This window comes from Stutzerimonas stutzeri, from assembly GCF_002890915.1.
Taxonomy (GTDB): Bacteria; Pseudomonadota; Gammaproteobacteria; order Pseudomonadales; family Pseudomonadaceae; genus Stutzerimonas; species Stutzerimonas stutzeri_AF.
In genome coordinates this window covers 1-20,549 of record NZ_POUT01000016.1, presented here as the reverse complement: position 1 = coordinate 20,549, position 20,549 = coordinate 1, and the positions used below count along the sequence as shown (strand labels likewise).

The window sequence follows — 20,549 nt, the reverse complement described above, 5'->3', positions numbered from 1 at the left end:
GATTCTCCTGTTTCGCGTGTTGTAGATCAGACCGTCAAACAGGCGAATGGATCAGTCGGGCGGGCGGCCGTCCCATAAAAAGAAAAGGCCCGGAGCAACGCGTGCTGCGGGCCTTCTTGTCTATGCCTGGATTACTCGGGCATGTGCCACGGTGAGAGGTGGGCGCCGTCGCGGCTCATTTGCTCGCGGGTCTGCTCCAGGGTCTCGCCGAGCTTGATGGGGTCGGTGAAGACGCTGCTGGACATCTTGCAGCGGCCCAGCAGGCGTTCGGAGCGATCCACGACGGTGATGCTGACGTCACCGTTCCCTTCAGGCAGCGTCCAGGCGACGCACTGAAAAGGCTTGAACGCACGGTCGGTGATCAAAAGGGCTTCGTTGATACGCAGCGGGGTGTGCATGGGGCATATCTCTCTGTGTGATACCCAAAATACGATTTTTCGCCTGCCGCCAGGTGTTGGCAGCGACCTTACATGCAGTTGATGTAACCAGAGGACTTGGGAGTCACATCGGAAGTTCGAAAAATCCGTGTTTTTTTTGCAATTAGCCAAAGGTATAACGCCTTCGGTTTTTCGCCAGTGGCCGTGGCGTTCAGCTAAGTTGTTGTTTCGAATGATTTATTCCGATTCGGCAGGGCGAAATGGAGTGCGCTAGGCAGACAAAAGGGCGCGACAACTTGCCACGCTGGAGAGGTGAAAATAATTTTTCGCCTCGAAAGCACTCGGCCCGCCCCGTTGGGGGGCGGGCCGTTGGCGGGTCAGACCCTGAATTGACTCAGCAGGCGGTTCAACTGCTCCGCCAGTTCGCCCAAACGCTTGCCGGCTTCGCTGGACTGTTCGGCTGCACAGGTGCTGTCCTGGGCGAGCCCGGCAGCCTGGGTCACGTTCTGGTTGATTTCCTCTACGACATGGGATTGCTGCAGCGTTGCGCTGGCAATCGAGGCGTTCAGCCCGGACAGGTTGCGCAGGGCCTGGGCTATTTCGCCGAGGCTGGCGCCCGCCTGGCTCGCCTGCTCCACGGTGAGCTGGGATGCGCGATTGCTCTCCAGGATGACATTCACGGCGGCGCCGGAATTCTTCTGCAGCCGCTCGATCATTGCATGGATTTCGGCGGTGGACTGTTGGGTGCGCTGGGCCAGCAGGCGGACCTCATCGGCCACCACTGCGAAACCGCGGCCCTGTTCGCCAGCCCGTGCCGCTTCGATTGCGGCATTGAGCGCGAGGAGATTGGTCTGCTCGGCAATCGAGCCGATCACCTCCAGCACGGTGCCGATCTTGGTGGTTTCGTCAGCCAGTGACTGGATCACCTCGACCGCCTGGCCGATCGTCACCGAGAGCTGGTCGATCTGCTGCAGGCTGGTTTCGATGTTGCGCTGACCCTGGTCGGCCTGGTTTTCGGCTGCGCCCACTTCGCTCGAGGCGTGTTCGGCGTTCTTGGCGACTTCCTGTACCGCATAGGTCACTTCGTTGATGGCGGTGGCGACCTGTTCCATCTGCAGCATTTGTTGCTGGCTCTGCTCGTGCGCCTGGCCGGACAGCTGGCTGAGCGAGCGCGAGGACTGATCCAGGGCCCCGGCAGTTTCGAACAGCTGGCCGACCACGGTCCGCAGTTTCTGGGTGAAAGTATTGAAATCACGGCCGAGCGTGCTCAGCTCATCGTTGCCGGACACATCCAGGCTGCGGGTGAGGTCGGCCTCGCCGCTGGCGATATTGGCCATCGCGGACATCGTGTGGCGCAGCGGCTGGGTGATGCTGCGAATCAGGATGGCGACCAGTACGGCCATGATGGCGGCGATGAACAGGCCGATCAGGGAGAAGCGGATCAGGTAGTTCATGAACTCCTGTTCCACGTCGTCGACATAGATACCGGAACCGATGATCCAACCCCAGGGCTTGAACAGCTGGACGTAGGAGATCTTCGGTACCGGATCGGCCTCGCCCGGCTTGGCCCACATGTAGGCGACCGGGCCGGCCCCGTCGCGCTTGGCGATGGCGACCATTTCGTTGAACAGCTCCTTGCCCTCCGGGTCCTTGACGCGGGACATGTCCTGCCCATCCAGCTTGGGCTGGATCGGGTGCATGATCATGGTCGGGCCGAGATCGTTGATCCAGAAATAATCCTCGCCGTCATAGCGCAGCAGACGCACCTGTTCGATCGCGGCCCGCTGGGCCTCGGCGGTGCCCATGGCCCCGCTGGCTTCAAGCTGCCGATAGTGCTCGAGGATGCCCGCCGCAGTCTCCACGACATGCTGGGTCATCTTCTGTTTGCCTTGATAGAGGTCGGTACGGACCTGCTGGATCATCAGCAGCCCGAGGACGAACAACATGGCGATGGCGACCACCGGGATCAGCCACAGACGCTTGCTGATGGGGAAATTGCGCAGCAGATTCATTGCTATAGCTCCTGGTGGGGGTCTTTCTTGTCGTTCTTTTCTGGCGTGGCACCGGCGTGGAACCTGCCTCCCCCTGAGGCCTGTATCTGTTCGCATCCGCGAGAAGTGCCATCGCTTGTTTTTTTAGGGCTGTTGGCTTGCGCGCTGGCGTCGGTGTGCCGGGACGAGGTGCGCACCGTGAGGCTCCAAACGAGCGTTGGTGAAAACCAACAGTTCCTGTGTAGCTTTTCGGCAGGCTGTGACTAAAAATGAGCGCCCGTTTCGCTCGCGGTGGAATTTACTGCCCCGCAACGAGTCAGAACAGCGGCCAGATGGTTATCTGGCCTATACCTTGGTTGTATTCATGCGCGATGGGCTGCATCGCTGATGGGGAGTAGATGGATCTTTGGATTGCCGTACAGGCACTGATTCTGGGTGTGGTCGAAGGCCTGACGGAGTTTCTCCCGGTATCGAGTACCGGTCACCAGATCATCGTTGCGGACCTGATCGGGTTCGGTGGCGAAAGGGCACTGGCGTTCAACATCATCATCCAGCTCGGCGCGATTCTCGCGGTGATCTGGGAATATCGGCGCAAGATCATCGATGTGGTGGTCGGTCTGCCCAGGCAGCGCCAGGCACAGAAGTTCACCGCCAACCTGCTGGTGGCGTTCATGCCCGCCGTGGTGCTGGGTGTCGCCTTCGCCGACACGATTCATGAATACCTGTTCAATCCGATCACCGTGGCCACCGCGCTGGTGATCGGCGGGGTCGTCATGCTCTGGGCCGAGAAGCGCAACCATACCATTCGCGCCGAGACCGTCGACGACATGAACTGGACGCTGGCGTTGAAGGTCGGGTTCGCCCAGTGCCTGGCGCTGGTGCCGGGTACCTCGCGCTCGGGCTCGACCATCATCGGCGGCCTGCTGTTCGGCCTGTCGCGCAAGGCGGCGACCGAGTTCTCGTTCTTCCTGGCGATGCCCACCATGGTCGGCGCGGCGGTCTATTCCGGCTACAAGTATCGCGACCTGTTCCAGCCGGGCGATTTCGCCGTCTTCGCCATCGGCTTCGTCACCTCATTCGTCTTCGCCATGCTGGCGGTACGGGCGCTGCTCAAGTTCATCGGCAACCACAGTTATGCGGCGTTCGCCTGGTACCGGATCGCCTTCGGGCTGCTGATTCTCGGCACCTGGCAGCTGGGGATGATCGACTGGAGCACGGCGGTCGGCTGATGCCGGTGTGCCGAGTCACTCGGCCTCACGCAAAAAAACTCGAGAGACCTGCTAATGGCAGAGACCTGCTAATGGCAAGTGGCCCGATGCCCGACCGATTCGGGCACCGGGGCTGCGCATGAGCCTCCGGTAGCCGTGCTGGCAAGATGCCTGAAGCTTCGCAGGATATGGGCGAGCCCGGCATGAAGGCGTTTGTCGTGCCTGATCACGCTGGCCAGTTGGCGCTGGAGCTTCGGCTGCAGCACATGAACCTTGATGTCGTCGCTGCGCAGGTTGCGAACGGCAAGGCCGGGAAGGATCGCGCAGCCCAGACCGGCACCGACCAGTTCCTTGATCGCCTCCACGCTCCCCAGCGACATGATCGGCTGGAGTTGAACGCCGCCGTGCGAGAACCAGGCATCGGCGATCTTGCGCGTGTTTCCGCCCGGCTCGAACAGCAGGACCGGCCTGGTCGCCAGCGTCGCGGGGGTGACGCGATCCGGCAATGCCATATCGACCGGTGCGATCAGCATGAATTCGTCATCCATGACGGGGGTAATCTCGAGGCTGCGGCCCGATACCGGCAGCGTGACGAGCCCGACATCCAGGACGTTCTCCTCGATCGCCTTGACGATATCGGCGGTGTTGCCGGTCGTCACCGTGATTTCCAGGTTCGGAAACGCCTGGCGCAGCTCCTTGAGCAGGGGAGGGAGCAGGAAGATGCATGCCGTGGCGCCGGTACCGATACGGACCCGTCCGGCGCCTTCCGCGGAGCGGCGGCCGACGGCTTCGGTCGCGGCGGCGACGGCGGCGTCGATATGGACGGCATGCTCGAGCAGTTCTTCGCCCGCCGGCGTCGCCTTCCCCACCCGCCCCACGCGTTCGATCAGTCGGGCTCCGAGGCTGCGCTCCAACTGTCGGATCTGCAGGCTCACGGCGGGCTGGGTGAGCCGAAGGCGATCCGCGGCGGCGGAAAAGCTGCCGTACTCGACGACCGTGACGAAGGTTTTCAGGTAATTCAGGTTCAGGTTTTTCATCTCAAAGAAATTCTTATGCATTGCATAGGAAGTCAAATCTTCTTTTATGGGATGAATTGAAGCAGCATCCGGACTTCCCAGAACCGCGGTGAGCGAAGAAATCAGATGAACGATAGGGACACCACTGCTGCGGACAACGGCATCCGGATCCGCGATGCGATCCACGGCGATATAGCGGTCATACAGCGCATCTATGCGCATTACGTGCTGAGTGGAACCGCTACCTTCGAAGAGGTTCCGCCATCGCCCGAGGAGATGGCGGGGCGCCGCGAGGCCGTCTTGAAGACGAGACTTGCGTACCTGGTGGCGGAAATGGACGGCAGGGTGGTGGGCTATGCCTATGCCACGGCCTATCGCCTGCGCCCGGCTTACCGCTACACCGTCGAGGATTCCGTCTATGTCGAGGCGGGCATGGGCGGCAGAGGCATCGGCAGCGCGCTCCTTCGCGAACTGATCGCACGGTGCGAAAAAGGGCCGTGGCGGCAGATGATCGCGGTGATCGGCGACAGCGCGAATACCGGCTCCATCGCGCTGCATCGCAGCCAGGGTTTCCACGAGGCTGGAACGCTGGCCGCCGTGGGGTTCAAGCTTGGGCAGTGGGTGGATACGGTGCTGATGCAGCGTGCACTGAACGCCGGGGCCGATACGCAGCCCAGCGCCGCCGATCCCGGAACGAAGGAGTGATTTCCCGCCGAACCGTCGCTTGCCTCAGCCTGTCCCAACGGGTGTCCTGGGGCGTGTCGTACTACCTCATCGGCGGTTTTGGGGAAGATTTCGTCGGCGCATTCGGCTGGAGCCGCGAGAGGGTCTACAGCGGCTTCGCCCTGGCGCTTCTGGCCATGGGGCTGGCGTCGCCGCTGATCGGTCGCTGGATCGACCGCCACGGCGGGCGTCGGGCCATGATCGTCGGATCTCCTTGCAATGCCGTGGGTTGTGCCGGCCTGGCATTTTGCGAGGGTATGCAGGTACCAGTTGGCGCCGCGCGAAGGCGACGCCGCCCTTAGGAGCGGCCCGGAGCGTCCGCTACAGCTCTGCCATATGACTACCGATGCACCTATGCCACAATACGCCCTATATAGGGAATGAATCCCGCATTGATCGCCGACCAGCTCGGATGCAGCGTTCAGATGTCGCTTTCGACGTATTGCCCGTTGGTTCAAATCGAGCTTCGACTGGATCGAGATGGCAAGGCTGCAAAAGAGCCTCCAAATGGCTCCACCCGTTTCTACTCTCTCCTAAGTTATTGATTGGTAAATCCCTTGATCTCCACCGCAAACATCACCATGCAGTTCGGTGCCAAGCCGCTGTTCGAAAACGTTTCCGTCAAGTTCGGCGGTGGCAACCGCTACGGTCTGATCGGCGCTAATGGCTGCGGCAAGTCGACCTTCATGAAGATCCTCGGCGGCGAGCTGGAGCCTTCCGCCGGCCAGGTGATGCTCGAACCCAACGTGCGCCTGGGCAAGCTGCGCCAGGACCAGTTCGCCTATGAAGAGTTCAGCGTGATCGACACGGTGATCATGGGCCATGTCGAGCTGTGGAAAGTGAAGGCCGAGCGCGACCGCATCTATTCCCTGCCGGAAATGAGCGAGGAAGACGGCATGGCCGTCGCCGAGCTGGAAGTGCAGTTCGCCGAGTATGACGGCTATACCGCGGAATCGCGCGCCGGCGAGCTGCTGCTCGGCCTGGGCATTCCGCTCGAGCAGCATTTCGGTCCGATGAGTGCCGTCGCCCCCGGCTGGAAGCTGCGCGTGCTGCTGGCCCAGGCGCTGTTCTCCGATCCGGAAGTGCTGCTGCTGGACGAGCCGACCAACCACCTGGACATCAATACCATCCGCTGGCTGGAGTCGGTGCTCACGGCGCGCAACAGCACCATGATCATCATTTCCCACGACCGTCACTTCCTCAACAGCGTCTGCACGCACATGGCCGACCTGGATTACGGCGAACTGCGCCTGTTCCCCGGCAACTACGACGAGTACATGACCGCCGCGACCCAGGCCCGCGAGCGCCTGCTGTCGGACAACGCCAAGAAGAAGGCGCAGATCGCCGAATTGCAGACCTTCGTCAGCCGCTTCTCGGCCAACGCCTCGAAAGCCAAGCAGGCTACGTCGCGCGCCAAGCTGATCGACAAGATCCAGCTCGACGAGGTCAAGCCGTCCAGTCGCGTCAGTCCGTTCATCCGCTTCGAGCAATACAAGAAGCTGCATCGCCAGGCGGTCACGCTCGACCGGGTCAGCCAGGGCTACGATGGCGTGCCGCTGTTCAAGAACCTGAACCTGCAGATCGAAGCCGGCGAACGTGTGGCCATCATCGGCCCCAACGGCATCGGCAAGACCACCCTGCTGCGCACCCTGGTCGGCGAGATGCCGGCGATGGCCGGTGAGGTGAAATGGACCGAAAGCGCCGACGTCGGCTATTTCGCCCAGGATCACGCCGAAGACTTCGAAGACGACGTCACTCTCTTCGACTGGATGGGTCAGTGGACGCAAGGCGGCGAACAACTGGTGCGCGGCACACTCGGCCGCATGCTGTTCTCCAACGATGAAATCAAGAAGTCGGTGAAGGTTATCTCCGGTGGCGAGCAGGGGCGCATGCTGTTCGGCAAGCTGATCCTGAAGAAGCCCAACGTACTGGTCATGGACGAACCGACCAACCACCTGGACATGGAGTCCATCGAGGCGCTCAACCTGGCGCTGGAGAACTACCCGGGCACGCTGATCTTCGTCAGCCACGACCGCGAGTTCGTCAGCTCGCTGGCCACCCGCATCATCGAGCTGTCGGAAAATGGCATCACCGATTTCAGCGGCAGCTACGACGACTACCTGCGCAGCCAGGGCGTGCTCGTCTGAGTCACGGCGCCGTGCTCGGAGCTTACCCCTGTAGGAGCGGGCCATGCCCGCGAAGCTTTTGCGCGCGGAATAGTCGAGGGCATGGACTCGGCGTTCCCGCCCCTACGGCCTTTCAGAACGCCTCCATACTTCGAGCAACATGCAATTGGGACATAGCCAAAAACATTAGAATCTCCAACCGGCGCTCGCTCAGGCATCTGCAGGTGGGGCTTCCCTGCATCCGGCGCATGAGCCGATAGGCGTTCACATCCCGAACTCCAGATAGAGCTTGTACCCAATCGTGCAGAACATCATCAGAATGCCGAGCGCCATGGTGTAGATTCCGGAGTCGCGATCACGTCTGGCATAACCGATCATCAGCAAAATGAACCCTGCCAATATCACCGTGATCATCACTTCAAGTTCGTTCATTTTCCCTCCGGTCAGTCATCGCTGTTGATCTTCGTTGTTTCCGCCATCCAGCCCGGTACGCCCTGGCGGATTCGCCTGGAGAAATCCGGCGCTTCGTCCGCCTGCCTGGCGCGCTCCGTGATGCGTCCCCGGCGACGCAACTCATCCAGGCTGAAGCCTTTCTGCAGGCCGCCGATGTCCCGCACGTAGCTCGGCAGGTAGCCGGTCAGTAGCAGGCGGTGATCGACGGGCAGGCCGCCGATGATGCTCTGCACCATGTCGAACACGATGGTCGTGCAGTTGGCGGTCAGGGTGTTGTAGAACCGTGGCCGCTCGACCAGGGCGTTGGCCTGGTCGACGTAGGAAAGCAAGAGCTCACGCATGACCGGTCTCGGCATGTCGATGCGGTACAGGTAGACATCTTCGTCGCGCACGTTGGTACGCACCCGTACGGCGTCGCGCTCGTCGGTGGCCACGATGCTGAGTTCGAATTCCTTGAAGAAACCGCCCAGTTCCGAGTAGAACTCGCCTTTTTCCTTGCGTGTCTCCACGGTGAAGACCAGTTGCCGGCCATCCTCGAAGCCGAAGGACACCAGGATATGGGCGATGGCCGGCATGCCCCAATAGGAGGTCAGCAGGTCCACCGAAGCCAGCTGTCGCAGGTCGTAGGAGCGGCTTTCCCAGGTGATGTCGTAGTCCTGGTCGCTACGCCAGTGGAAGTTGCGCACATTGTCCAACAGCAGGCGGTCGTCGACGACACGGCCGTGGCTCATGCGTGCGACGTCATCGGCCCAGATACGCTGATGGGAAGGTTGCAGGCTGTACCACCAGCTCAGTAGCGTGGCGAATGCCAGCAGATGAGCGGCCAGTGCCCACAGCGGGGAGCGTCGCCACAGCAATACGAGCAGACCGCCGCCGAGTGTGCACCAGAACACGAGCAGGGCATGGCCTGCGGGGGCCGGCCAGTCCAACCGGAAGAGCAGGGCGAGGGCTCCCCAGGCGGTGGTCAGCAGAAGGACCGGCGTGAGCAGCAGGCGTGCCGACAGTCGCAGAATCGGATGCGGGCGTTTCATGGCGCCTCCTTCTCTACCAGGTGCTGCTGGAGAATGCGGCGGATTTCGATGATCGCCTCCGGCGTTTCCTGGACGCTGTGCCACGAGGAAATGACCTTCTCCGACTGGGCACCCGGCAGATGGACACTGGCGTAGGGCACCACGCCGTCGTTGGTGCTTGTCAGCGACAGTTCGGGGGTGTGGTTGCCGATAATGCTGTGATAACGCACCCGGGGCGAGATCGGCAGTTCGGCCGCAGCCTTGACGAAGGGGTCCCGGTCGCTGAGGTTGTCGATGCTGTTGAGGCCCCGGGTCAGCGCCACTGGCGCTGCCGAGTTGGGATCGACCAGCACCTGGGCGAGTTCGTTGAGTCGACCGAGCACGGAGACCGGGAGTTTCACCAGGCCGGAGGCCCAGCGTGACAGGCGGTTCTCCGCGAAAGGCGTGCCGCGATGCGGCGCGGCGACGAAGACCGCCCGGCTGACCTGGGGCAGTGGCTCGAAGTGCAGGTAGGGACCGAGGCTTGCGCGGGCCTTTTCCAGCCGCTTTCCGCTCATCTGGTACTGCGCCGTGACCGATGACCACAAGCGCTCTTGCGTGGAGGAAACCAGCAGGCGCGACAGCACGCCGCCCATGCTATGGCCGACCAGCACGATGTCACGGCTGGCCACGGCTGTGCCCTGTGGGTCGAAGTAGGCGAGAGTTTGCTCGATGGTTTCGCGAATGGCCTTGTTGTTGAGGGCTATCGGCAGGTTGGTCGGGTAGTAGACCTGCCAGATCTGATAGTTGTTGCGCAGGGCCTCGTCGCCGAGCACTTCGTTGGCCACGTTGATCCAGGCTTCGGGACTGCTGGCCAGGCCGTGCAGCATGATGATGATCTGGCGCTCGGGGTCGTAGGGTTGCAGCAGATACAGATGGGGCGCCTCCAGCACCTCGCCGCGACCGACCAGGGTTGCCAGGGACTGGCGGGCGAAGCCGGAGCGGGCCAGCCACAGGCCATAGCCGGACGTGAAGTTGGCGGCCAGTGGAACCGACTGGCCGGCCACCTCGAAATGCGTGGTGCGATAGGGGTCGTAACCGGTGATGTCGGCCGTACGGGTAGCCAGTACTTCTTCGAGGGTTTCGCCCGGAAAGCGGATCACCGTACTGATGGCCGGGAAGGGGGTCTCGCTCCAGGGGAGTCGATCGCTCTGGCCGGTGACCACGCGCTTACGGGTAACGGCGACCAGTTCGGCGCCAAGCCCATCGCGGCGATACTGGTTGCGCAGGCCGGCGAAGGAGAGGGAGGCAGCGGGGATCAGCTCCTGAGGGAGCTGCCGCCCTTCGGCCAGCCTGACTTCCTGCATGGTGCCGCTGACGGTCCAGCGCGCCAGTTGCAGGCGGAACCGTCCATCGGCCGTTTCGCTTTGCGGAGGCTTGCCGCGATACAGCTCGAACAAGAGGGTCAGTGCTTCCTGCACCGCGAAATTGTAGTAGTCGCGCACCTGGGTCTGACGATCCTCCAGGGCGCGCAGGCCGGTGGAGCGAGCAGTGAAGAACAGGTAGGCATAGGCATACCTGGCGCTTTCCAGATAGGCATCCACACGGAGTTCCTCGCGCTGCGGGGACACGCTGCGCATGGCATCGAGCAGCCACAGCTCGGCCAGTGCCGACAATCGATTTTCGTCGATGAGGCCCGAGTTGTCGGTGAGTCGACGGCGGCACGCCGGCAGATCCTTGCGGCAATCCTTCTCGGCTATACCCACGACCTGTAGCGTGGTTCGGGCGGATGCGCTGAGATTGCCGGTAGTGAGCACGTCGCCACGGCGCAGCGCCAGGTAGTCGTCGTTCTTGATGGCGTTGACCTTGACCCCGGCGCAGCCGGATAGGCAGAGCGCCGAGAAGATGAATAGCCAGAAGTGTGATGCGGATAAAAAGGAGCGGGGCACGAAGGTTCTCTAGGAATGCTGGGGGGGACAATCTGAATGCATGGATGGGTCCCGAAGTGCGGGCATCGATCAGCCGAAGGCCAAGATCATGCCATCTCGATGGCGGTGTCAGGCGTGCTTGCCGTCCCGCCATCGAGACCTGGCAAGGTTACAGCTCCTTGATGGTCCGAACCTGATCCTTGTTGAGGCGCTGGAGCTTGCCGTCCGGTTGCTTGAACTCGTAGAAACCGCTCTTGGCATCGTACTCGGGAATATCCAGGGTCTGGATTTCACGGCCGTCGTTGAGCACGATCACCGATGGCGTCGAGCAGCCGGCCAGTAGGCCGAGAGCCAGGAATGTGGTGGTGAGGAGAGGCTTTTTCATGTCTGTGCTCCATTGAGTGCAGGCTTTACAGGGAGGGGGTAGCGTTTCGCTGCAACTGGATATCCGGAGGCAGGAAGTCTCGATCCGGGTCGTAGTCGGGCTTCAGGTAGGTGGCCAGCTCCTGCAAGTCGCCCGGGTTGAGCGTGCCGGCGGCCTGTTTCAGGCGCAGGTTGTCGAGGATGTAGTCGTAGCGCGCGTCGTTGTAGTCGCGTACGGCCGCGTACAGGCGGCGCTGGGTGTCGAGCACGTCGACGATGTTGCGGGTGCCGACCTGGTAGCCGATCTCCGTGGCTTCCAGGGCGCTCTGGTTGGAAATGATCGACTGCCGGCGCGCCTGTACCTGTTCGATATCGGTATTCACCGCCCGATGCAGATTGCGGGTGGCCTCGACCACCTGCCGGCGCAGGCTTTCGCGTTGCTGTTCGCTCTGGCTGAGCTGGTGATAGGCCTCGCGGCTCTGCGAGCTGGTCAGGCCGCCGCTGTAGAGCGGAATGTTCAGCTGCAGGCCGATGCTGCGCTGCTCGACGTCGCCGGTATAGCGTGGGTAACCCGTAAAGACTTCATCCGTGCCGGTGTTGGTAAAGCCCAGCGCGTCGTTGTCACCCTTGCGGTAGGACGCCACTGCATCGAGGGTCGGCGCATGGCCGGCACGGCGCTGGCGCAGGGTCTGCTCGGCCGCGGTCACCGCATGATTCACCGCCAGCAGGTTGAGGTTCTGCTGCGTGGCGGTATCGACCCAGGCCTTGGCATCGTTCGGCGTCGGCGCCAGTACCGGCAGGGTGTGGCGGATGCCTTCCAGGGCGATGTATTCACGGTTGGTCAGGGTGAACAGCGCCTGGAAGGCATCATCCACCTGGCGCTGGGCGATGGAGCGGTTGGCGCGTGCGGTATCGAAGCCGGCCTGGGCTTCGAGCACGTCGGTGCGATCGGACAGGCCGACTTCGAAGCGTTCGTTGGCCTGGTCCAGCTGACGCTTGAACGCAGCTTCTTCGGCCTTCACCGCAGCCAGGTTGTCCTGCGCGCGCAGCACCGCGAAGTAGGCCTGGGCGCTTTGCAGGATCAGGTCCTGCTCGGCGATCGAATATTCCAGCGCGGCCTGCTCGCCAACGGCTTCGGCGGCCTTGAGCTGGAACCAGCGGTCGGCGCGGAAGATCGGCTGGCTCAGGGTGGCCTGGTAGGCGGTGCCGCTGCGCGACAGCGAGGTCGAGCCGATGCTGGTGTCCACGTCGGTCTCGGTATCGCTCAGTTCGGCGCCGGCGCTGAGGTTGGGCAACAGGCCGGCCCGCGCCTGGGGCACGACTTCCTGGCGGGCACGGAATTGCGCGCGGGCCGCGGCCAGGTCGGCGTTGTTGTTGACGGCTTGCTGATAGACGCTGACCAGGTCGGTCTTGCTGGCGAGCGGAGCGGGGCTGTCCGCCCAGGCCGCTCCGGCGGAGATGGCGGCCAGGGTCAGGCCCGGTAAAAGAAATCGGGATCGGGTGTTTTGCGATTGCACGTCAAGTCCTTTCAAGGGTTGAAGATGATCACTCCGTTGTTTCTGCACTAGCGAAGCGACTTGCGCAGCCGGGACAACGCGCCAAGGAAGAAAGCCGTACCGATTGCCGCCAGCGCCAGTAACTGCGGCCAGACCACCGTGATGCCGGCACTGCGGAACAGGATGGCCTGGGCCAGCTCGACGAAATGCGTGGTGGGGGCGACCAGCATGATGTGCTGCACCGCCTCGGGCATGCTCTCGCGAGGCGTCATGCCGCCGGAGAGAATCTGCAGCGGCATCAGCACCAGGATGCTCAGCAGGCCCAGTTGCGGCATCGAACGGGCCACGGTGCCGAAGAAGATGCCCATCGAGGTGGTGGCGAACAGGTGCAGCGCCGCGCCCAGCAGGAACAGGCCGATGGAGCCGTGGATGGGGACCTCCAGCCAGCCTTCGACGACGAAGCGCAGGGCGATGGCCGAGGCGGCGAGAACCACCAGCCCCATCGACCAGACCTTGGCCGCCATGATCTCGAACGGCGTGATGGGCATCACCAGCAGGTGCTCGATGGTGCCGTGCTCGCGCTCGCGAATGAGCGCCGCACCGGTGAGGATGATCGAGAGCATGGTGATCTGGTTGATCACCTCGTTCACCGCGCCGAACCAGGAGCGCACCAGGTTGGGGTTGTATTTCATGTGCACCACGGCCTCGACCGGTTGCGCCTGCCCGCCTCGGTAGCGCGCGACGAATTCGCTGACTTCGTCGGCGATGATCTGCTGGATGTGTCCGGCGCCGGTGAACGCCTGGGTGATCGCAGTGGCGTCGACGTTGAGCTGGATCACCGGCGTGCGGCCGGCCAGCAGTTCCTGCTGGAAGTCCGGCGGGATGTTCAGGGTGAAGGTGTAGAGCCCGGCGTCCATACCCCGATCCATCTCGTCCAGGTCGATGTGCCTGGGAGGCAGGAAGTAGGGCATCTGGAAGGCCGAAACGATGCGGTTGGAGGCTTGCGAGCGGTCTTCGTCGATGACGCCGATGGTGGCACGGTGCGGCGCTTCCGGCACGCCGGTGGCGCTGGAGTAGATGCCGAGGGTGAAGGCGTAGACGATCAACAGCAGCAGCGCCGGATCGCGGTACAGGCTGCGCAGTTCCTTGATGCCCAGTTGCAGAATGTTGCTCAGGCCGCGCATGTCATTTCTCCTGCTTCTTCAGGCCCGCGACGCAGAGCGCCAGGAGCACGGGGATGGTCAGCAGCAGGGGGATGAAATATGGGTAGAGCTCGTCCAGCCCCAGGTTTTTCGAGAACACGCCGCGGCTGATGATCAGGAAATGGCTGGTCGGGTAGACCTGGCCAATGAAGGCGCCCGCGCCCTCCATGGCCGAGACCGGGTGGATCAGCCCGGAGAACTGCGCGGCGGGCAGCAGCGTGGCGATGGCTGTGCCGAAGATCGCGGCGATCTGGCTGTTGAGTATCGACGACATCAGCAGGCCCAGGCCGGTGGCGCAGAATACGTAGAGCAGGGCGCCGAGGGTCAGGGTCGGCAGGCTGCCCTTGACCGGAACATCGAACACGAAGACCGCCAGCGCCACCAGCAGGAAGAAGTTGATCATGCCCAGGGCCACGTAGGGCAACTGCTTGCCGAGCAGGAATTCCAGGCGGGTGACCGGAGTGACGTAGAAGTTGGTGATCGAGCCCAGCTCCTTCTCGCGCACCACGCCTAGTGCTGTGAGCATGGCGGGGATCAGCATCAGCAGCAGGGGGATCGTGGCCGGCACCATGGCCGGCAGGCTCTGCACGTCGGGGTTGTAGCGGTAGCGCAGGGCAACCTCGGCCCGCTCGCCGGAGACCTGCTGGCCGGTAAGGCGCAGCAGGTCTTCCAGGTAGCCCTGGTGGATGCCCTTGACGTAGCCGTTGATGGTGTCGGAACGAGTCGGCATGGCACCGTCGATCCAGAAGCCGACCTGCGGGCTGGCGCCGCGCTTGAGGTCGCGGCCGAAGTTCGGGGGGATTTCCACCGCCAGGCTGATGTCGCCACTGCGCATACGTCGGTCGAGCTCCTCGTAGCTATGCAACGGAGGCTTCTCGACGAAATAGCGCGAGCCGGCGATATTCAGCGCGTAGGCCTGGCTGGTGGTGGTCTGGTCGCGGTCGAGCACCGCATAGGTCAGGTCCTCGACGTCCAGGCTGATGCCGTACCCCATGATGAACATCAGCAGCACGGTGCCGAGCAGGGCCAGGGTGGCGCGGATCGGGTCGCGACGGATTTCCATCGACTCGCGCTGGGCATAGCTGTACAGACGGCGCAGGCTGAAGCGCGATTTCAGGTCCGCGCCGTGGCCGAACTCGCTGATGGCAGGCGCCTCCCCGGTCCCGGCGTCGTCTTCCACGACGTCCTTCAGGTAGGCGATGAAGGTTTCTTCCAGACTGTCCAGGCCGCGCTTGGCCATCAGCCCCCGTGGCGTGTCGCTGTCCAGCACGCGGCCGGCGTGCATCATCGACATGCGGTCGCAGCGTAGCGCCTCGTTCATGAAGTGGGTGGAAATGAAGATGGTCACGCCATCCTCGCGCGACAACTTGATCAGCAGTTTCCAGAAGCCGTCGCGGGCTATTGGGTCGACCCCCGAGGTGGGTTCGTCGAGGATCAGGATCTCCGGGGAATGGATCACCGCCACCGCCAGCGACAGGCGCTGGCGTACGCCCAGAGGCAGATCGCCGGGCAACTGTTCGGCGACGCCGTGCAGGTCGAACTCATCGAGCATTTCCTCGATTCGCGCGTCGCGCCGTTCGAGCGGGATGTGAAACAGCCGGGCATGCAGGTCGAGGTTCTGGCGCACGCTCAGTTCGCTGTACAGCGAGAAGGCCTGGGACATGTAGCCGACCCGCCGGCGGGTATCGATGTCGCGGGTGTCGACCGGCTGGCCGAATAGCGCACAGGTACCCTCGGTGGCCGGCAGCAGCCCGGTGAGCATCTTCATGGTGGTGGACTTGCCGCAGCCGTTGGAGCCGAGGAAGCCGAAGATCTCCCCGCGCTCGATGCGGAAGTCCACGTGGTCGACGGCGACGAAGTCGCCGAAGCGGCAGGTCAGACCGTGGGCCTCGATGGCGATGGCCGCTTCGCCTTCGCTGGCCGGACGCGGCGGAATCACCAGGGCGTGGTGGCCGCGGCGCTTTTCCTCCGGGAGCAGCGCGATGAAGGCCGCTTCGAGGTTGTCGCTGGCGGTGCGTTCGAGCAGTTCGGCCGGTGTGCCGGTATCCAGCACCTGTCCGTCGTCCATGGCCACCAGCCAGTCGAAGCGCTGGGCTTCGTCCATGTAGGCGGTGGCGACGATCACGCTCATGCCGGGGCGGCGCTGGCGAATGCGATCGATCAGGTCCCAGAACTGATTGCGCGCCAGCGGGTCGACCCCGGTGGTGGGCTCGTCGAGGATCAGCAGGTCGGGATCGTGGATCAGCGCGCAGCACAGCCCGAGCTTCTGTTTCATGCCGCCGGACAGCTTGCCCGCAGGACGCTCGGTGAACGGCGCCAGGCCGGTGCTGTGGGTCAGCTCGGCGATCCGTGCCTTGCGCTCCTCGGCGTCCTGGCCGAACAGGCGGCCGAAGAAGTCGAGGTTTTCGAACACCGTCAGCGTCGGGTAGAGGTTCTTGCCCAGGCCCTGGGGCATGTAGGCGATGCGCGGGCAGACCGCGCGGCGGTGCTGGCGCGAGGCCATGTCGCCGCCGAGCGCCTCGACCGTGCCTTCCTGGATGCGCCGGGCGCCGGACACCAGCGCCAGCAGGCTCGACTTGCCGACACCGTCCGGGCCGATCAGGCCGATCATGCGCCCGGCGGGAATCTCCAGGTCGACACCCTCCAGAGCCCGGGTTTCCTTGTAGCGCAGGTTCACGCCGGCGAGGCGGGCTACGAGCGTCATCGGGAAATCCGGTTATGCAGGTGTTCAGGCCATTCGGCCGTGGCATCCAGCTTCAGGTAGGCCATGCCCGGCACGCCGGTCTTGACCTGCTCCAGATGGCTACGCAGTAGCTCGGGATCGATGCGCGCCTTGATCCGGAACATCAGTTTCTCGCGTTCGCTGGCGGTTTCCACGGTCTTCGGCGTGAATTGAGCGACGCTGGCGACGTAGGAGACCCGGGCGGGAATGACGTAGCCCGGGATGGCGTCGAGTACCAGGCGCGTCTCGGTGCCCAGGGCCACCCGGCCGGCCTGTTCGGTGGGCAGGAACAGGGTCATGTAGACGTCGTTCAGATCGACCAGGTTGAGTACCTTGCCGCCAGCGCCGAGCACTTCGCCGGGCTGGCTGATGCGGTACTGCACGCGGCCGGTGCGCGGGGCCTTGAGCAGGCTGTCGTCGATGTCCGCCTGCAGCCGCTCGACGCTGGCCTGGGCCGCCTCCAGCGCCGAGTGCGCCTCGATGACCTGCGATTCGGCCGCCTCGATACCGGCCTGGGCCGAGAGGACCTGGGCGCGGGCGGCCGCCAGGGAGGCCTGGGCACTCTGCAGGCCAGCGAGGTCGTCGTCCAACTGTTGCTGCGGCAGGGCGTTGCGCTTGACCAGTACCGCCGTGCGGTCGTGGCGCTTGCGCGCGGCGGTCAGCTCGGCCTGGCGCTGGCTGACCACCGCCTCGGCGGTGGTTTTCTCGCTCATGCGCAGGGCGACCTGGGCATTGGCGGTGCGGATGGCGTTTTCCGCCTGGCGCATCTGTGCCCGGGCCTGGCTCACTTGCGCTTCCAGCACCTGAGTGTCCATGCGCGCCAGCACCTGGCCGACCTCGACGAAGTCTCCCTCGTCCACCAGCACCTCGGCGAGACGGCCGGCCAGCTTGGCGGCGACGTCCACCTCGGTCGCCTCGATGCGCCCATTGCCACTGGCAAAACCGTCACCCAGCCCGTTCGGGCGTAACTCCAGCCAGGCCACAACGGCCGCGCCGGCCAGAATCACGGCCGCGATGAAAATCCTGGCCAGTTTCTTTTTCGTTTTCACGTCCATGCTCGTCACTTTCTCCCCTCTTCATTCGATGCCGCAGGGCATGTGTTGCGCACCAGCACCGCGGATCCCCAGGACAGGCCCACGCCGAAGCCGCTGATGACCAGGTTTCTCCAGTTCGGAGCGTCGGCGTAGCGTTCCAGCAGAAGAGGGATGGTGGACGAAACCGTATTGCCCACCCCGCACAGATCCTTGATGGCCTTGCCGCCGTTCTCGCCCAGGTTGCGGACGAGCAGGTCGATAATGGTTGCGCTGCCCTGGTGCAGGAGAATGGCGTCCACCGTATCCAGCGTCAGGCCTGCCAGTTGCAGCACTTCTTCGATCTGCGGAACGACGCGTGTGCCGGCGAAATCGAGCACCGCACGGCCGTTCATGCGAAACAGGCCTTTCTTGCGCACCAGGTGTTCGGCGCCGCCGCCATCGGTGCCGAACCGAACCGGACCCAGCTTCCAGATCGGGTCCTCGCCGATCCAGGTCGCCGTGGCCGCATCGCCGAACAGCAGGGCAGTGGGACGGTCGCTGCGATCGACGATTTTCGAGTAGGGGTCGGCGGTGACCAGTACACCGTTCTTCAGGTTCGCCGCCTCCATGAGACCCTTGAGCACGTAGAGGCCATAGACGAAACCCGAGCATCCCAGGGATACATCGAGGCAGGCGGTATGCCTGGGCAGACCGAGCTTGTGCTGGGCGATGGCCGAGGTATGGGGCAATCCCTCAGCATCCCCGTTCTGCGTGACCACCACCAGCGCTTCGATGGCATCTGGCCGCAAAGCGGGATTCTTCGCCAACAGGTTGCGCACGGCGGCGGCGCAGAGGTCCGATGTCTCCTCGGCTGCGTCCTTCAGAGCAAGCGTGCCCGTGCCGATCTTGGCCATGACGAAGGCTTCGTCCCGGTCGAAGAATGCAGCCTGGACGAGGTTGTCGATCCGTCCTGCGGGGATATAGCTGGCGATACCTTTGATTCCGATCATGCGAGTGTTTCCACCGGTTGGTCTGAGTGCATACAGGCGGCTGGCGCCGGGTCACAAGCGTGTCGAGGGCGCTACCCTTGGCCGCGAACGTAACGTCCCGGCGCCGCTTCCAGAGGAGGATATTCGGCACTGCCGGGCGCCGCCGGCACGGGCTGGCGCTCTCCAGCACGAGCCGCCAGCCAGGCGAACCAGTCGTTCCACCAACTGCCGGCGTGCTGTTCTGCCTGGGCGAACCATTGATCCGCGTCCTGCGGTGTCTGCTCGTGGCTCCAGTAATGGCGTTTGCCCCTGGCCGGTGGGTTGATCACTCCGGCGATGTGGCCGGAGGCGCCGAGGACGAAGCGACAGGGTCCGCTCAGAAGGGCGGTGCTGGCGTAGGCGCTGCGCCAGGGCACGATGTGGTCGTCCTGGGTGCCGAGGATGTAGGCGGGTGCCGCGACGCTTCGTAGATCCAGCTTGACGCCGCAAAGCTCCAGCTCGCCGGATTTCAGGTCGTTCTGCAGGTAGGTGTGGCGCAGGTACCAGCAGTACATGGGGCCGGGCAGGTTGGTGCTGTCGTTGTTCCAGAACAGCAGGTCCAGCGCGGACGGCTTCTGACCCTTGAGGTACTTGTCGACATGGTAGTTCCACCACAGCTCGTTGGGGCGCAGCAGGGAAAAGGTGTTGCCCATGTCCTCGCCACGAAACAGCCCGGTGGGGCCACCCTGGCCGCCGATGGTGCGCTCGCGGTAGGCGACCATCTGTTCGTCGATGAACACGTCGATCTGGCCGGTATCCAGATAGTCGAGAAAGGTCGCCAGCAGACTCAGACTCGCGACGTCCCGGTCGCCACGGGCGGCGAGTACCGCCAGGGCGCTGACCAGCAGGGTCCCACCGATGCAGAAACCCATGCAATTGAGCCGCCGTTCTCCGGTGATCGCACGGACCACCCGCAGCGCGGCGATGACGCCATCCTGGAGCAGATCGTCCATTCTCAGGCCCGATTGCTCCTGGCCGAAGTTGCGCCAGGACATCAGGAACACCGAGTGGCCTGCTTCCAGCAGGTGGCGCACCACGGAGTTCTCCGGGCGCAGGTCGAGGATGTAGTACTTGTTGATCGCCGGTGGGACGATGAAAAGCGGCGTCCGGAACTGGGTCTCGCTCAGCGGGCGGTACTGGATCAACTGGAAGATGTCGTTCTCGAATACCACCTCGCCAGGCGTGACGGCCAGATCGACACCCACCTCGAAGTCGCCGGCGTCGCACTGGCGCAACTTGCCTTCCCGCAGATCGTCGAGCAGGTGGAGGGCGCCGGTGAACAGGCTGGCGCCCCGGGTTTCCGCCAGTTGTTGCAGGGCGTCGGGGTTGCTCGGCAGGAAATTGCTCGGCGCGCTGGCTGCGAGGGTCTGTTCGATCAGGTAGTTCAGTCGTTTGCGTGGTTTTTTCTCGTCGATGGGCAACAGGGCCGACAGTTTGAGCAGGTAGCTGGAGTTGAGCAGGTAGAAGGCAGCCAGCGAGCCGAACATCGGCTCATTCCAGTTGGCGCTGGCGAAACGTCGATCGCTGAAACTGAAAGGCTGCTGGGCCAGCAGTTGTTGACCCAGCGCGAACCATTCCTGCTGATAGTCGAGCTGAAGGCGTTCGATCTGCTCGGCCGGCACCTCGAACCAGCGGCTCTGGTCGTAGCCGGCAAACCAGGGATTCTGCGCCATCCAAAGGCGCAGTTGCTGAAGGACCAGGCTGGCGACGAATGGAGTCTGACCCGACCAGTAGGCATCGAGAGAAGACCAGGTGTTGTCCATGAGCTGAAAGCGTTCCTGAAGCTGAATCGGGATAGGGGACGGCTACCGCCGTTCCCCTCCCACACCACCCGGCATGCGGGTCCGCACCGGGCGGTTCGAGATGTTGAGGTCAGGAGAGTCTTGGCATGCCCAGACGATCGAAATAGCTGAT

At 63.5% G+C, this 20,549-nt stretch carries 17 protein-coding genes; 4 read left to right on the top strand and 13 right to left on the bottom strand.

The features are described 5' to 3' along the window. Nucleotides 1–131: 131 nt before the first annotated feature. Both CXK94_RS20150 and CXK94_RS20145 read right to left on the bottom strand, forming a co-directional pair. Nucleotides 132–398, bottom strand: coding sequence for a hypothetical protein (locus CXK94_RS20150; protein ID WP_037037396.1), 267 nt, complete (start codon nt 396–398; stop codon nt 132–134). A gap of 356 nt (nt 399–754) precedes the next feature. Beyond that, entirely contained in the window at nt 755–2,389 is a 1,635-nt protein-coding gene (locus CXK94_RS20145; protein WP_102895633.1) for a methyl-accepting chemotaxis protein, read from the bottom strand. 377 nt (nt 2,390–2,766) lie between these two features. Here CXK94_RS20145 and CXK94_RS20140 point away from each other — a divergent pair, with 377 nt between their 5' ends. Next, nucleotides 2,767–3,597 (top strand): undecaprenyl-diphosphate phosphatase, encoded by an 831-nt coding sequence (locus tag CXK94_RS20140; RefSeq protein ID WP_102895632.1) that lies wholly within the window; start codon nt 2,767–2,769, stop codon nt 3,595–3,597. Nucleotides 3,598–3,665: 68 nt separating this feature from the next. Here the strand turns inward: CXK94_RS20140 and CXK94_RS20135 are convergent, their stop codons facing one another. Then, entirely contained in the window at nt 3,666–4,613 is a 948-nt protein-coding gene (locus tag CXK94_RS20135; RefSeq protein WP_102895669.1) for a LysR family transcriptional regulator, read from the bottom strand. A 105-nt stretch (nt 4,614–4,718) separates the two neighbouring features. Between CXK94_RS20135 and CXK94_RS20130 the strand changes: the two genes are divergently transcribed. The 3 genes from CXK94_RS20130 (at nt 4,719) to CXK94_RS20120 (ending at nt 7,462) form a co-directional block, all read left to right on the top strand. Then, a complete protein-coding gene (locus CXK94_RS20130; RefSeq protein ID WP_102895631.1) occupies nt 4,719–5,297 on the top strand; it encodes a GNAT family N-acetyltransferase in 579 nt (192 codons plus the stop codon). A gap of 53 nt (nt 5,298–5,350) precedes the next feature. Continuing rightward, nucleotides 5,351–5,617, top strand: coding sequence for an MFS transporter (locus CXK94_RS20125; protein WP_180984460.1), 267 nt, complete (start codon nt 5,351–5,353; stop codon nt 5,615–5,617). Nucleotides 5,618–5,872: 255 nt separating this feature from the next. Beyond that, the gene (locus CXK94_RS20120) at nt 5,873–7,462 is read left to right on the top strand and encodes an ABC-F family ATPase (protein ID WP_102895629.1); all 1,590 of its coding nucleotides are present in this window, start codon (nt 5,873–5,875) and stop codon (nt 7,460–7,462) included. Between the two features lie 243 nt (nt 7,463–7,705). Here the strand turns inward: CXK94_RS20120 and CXK94_RS22490 are convergent, their stop codons facing one another. From CXK94_RS22490 to phaC, 10 genes are all read right to left on the bottom strand, one after another. Continuing rightward, entirely contained in the window at nt 7,706–7,873 is a 168-nt protein-coding gene (locus tag CXK94_RS22490; protein ID WP_180984459.1) for a hypothetical protein, read from the bottom strand. A gap of 11 nt (nt 7,874–7,884) precedes the next feature. Continuing rightward, entirely contained in the window at nt 7,885–8,925 is a 1,041-nt protein-coding gene (locus tag CXK94_RS20115; protein ID WP_102895628.1) for a DUF4105 domain-containing protein, read from the bottom strand. Next, the gene (locus CXK94_RS20110) at nt 8,922–10,523 is read right to left on the bottom strand and encodes an esterase/lipase family protein (protein WP_272888770.1); all 1,602 of its coding nucleotides are present in this window, start codon (nt 10,521–10,523) and stop codon (nt 8,922–8,924) included. Before CXK94_RS20110 ends, CXK94_RS20115 begins: the two co-directional genes overlap by 4 nt. Before the next feature lie 457 nt (nt 10,524–10,980). Next, nucleotides 10,981–11,196 carry a YgdI/YgdR family lipoprotein gene (locus tag CXK94_RS20105; RefSeq protein ID WP_102895626.1) on the bottom strand — a complete coding sequence of 72 codons (216 nt, stop codon included), beginning with the start codon at nt 11,194–11,196 and terminating at the stop codon, nt 10,981–10,983. Nucleotides 11,197–11,221: 25 nt separating this feature from the next. Next, complete coding sequence (locus tag CXK94_RS20100; RefSeq protein WP_167399106.1) at nt 11,222–12,691, bottom strand: TolC family outer membrane protein; 1,470 nt, start codon at nt 12,689–12,691, stop codon at nt 11,222–11,224. A 47-nt stretch (nt 12,692–12,738) separates the two neighbouring features. Next, nucleotides 12,739–13,854 (bottom strand): ABC transporter permease, encoded by a 1,116-nt coding sequence (locus CXK94_RS20095; RefSeq protein WP_102895625.1) that lies wholly within the window; start codon nt 13,852–13,854, stop codon nt 12,739–12,741. Nucleotide 13,855: 1 nt separating this feature from the next. Then, nucleotides 13,856–16,576 (bottom strand): ribosome-associated ATPase/putative transporter RbbA, encoded by a 2,721-nt coding sequence (gene rbbA / locus CXK94_RS20090; RefSeq protein ID WP_102895624.1) that lies wholly within the window; start codon nt 16,574–16,576, stop codon nt 13,856–13,858. After that, nucleotides 16,573–17,649 (bottom strand): HlyD family secretion protein, encoded by a 1,077-nt coding sequence (locus CXK94_RS20085; RefSeq protein WP_180984458.1) that lies wholly within the window; start codon nt 17,647–17,649, stop codon nt 16,573–16,575. Before CXK94_RS20085 ends, rbbA begins: the two co-directional genes overlap by 4 nt. Nucleotides 17,650–17,654: 5 nt before the next feature. Continuing rightward, nucleotides 17,655–18,617, bottom strand: a complete 963-nt coding sequence (locus CXK94_RS20080) for a ketoacyl-ACP synthase III (protein WP_102895623.1) — start codon at nt 18,615–18,617, stop codon at nt 17,655–17,657. Nucleotides 18,618–18,688: 71 nt separating this feature from the next. Further along, nucleotides 18,689–20,398 carry a class I poly(R)-hydroxyalkanoic acid synthase gene (phaC, locus tag CXK94_RS20075; RefSeq protein WP_102895622.1) on the bottom strand — a complete coding sequence of 570 codons (1,710 nt, stop codon included), beginning with the start codon at nt 20,396–20,398 and terminating at the stop codon, nt 18,689–18,691. Nucleotides 20,399–20,549: the final 151 nt, after the last annotated feature.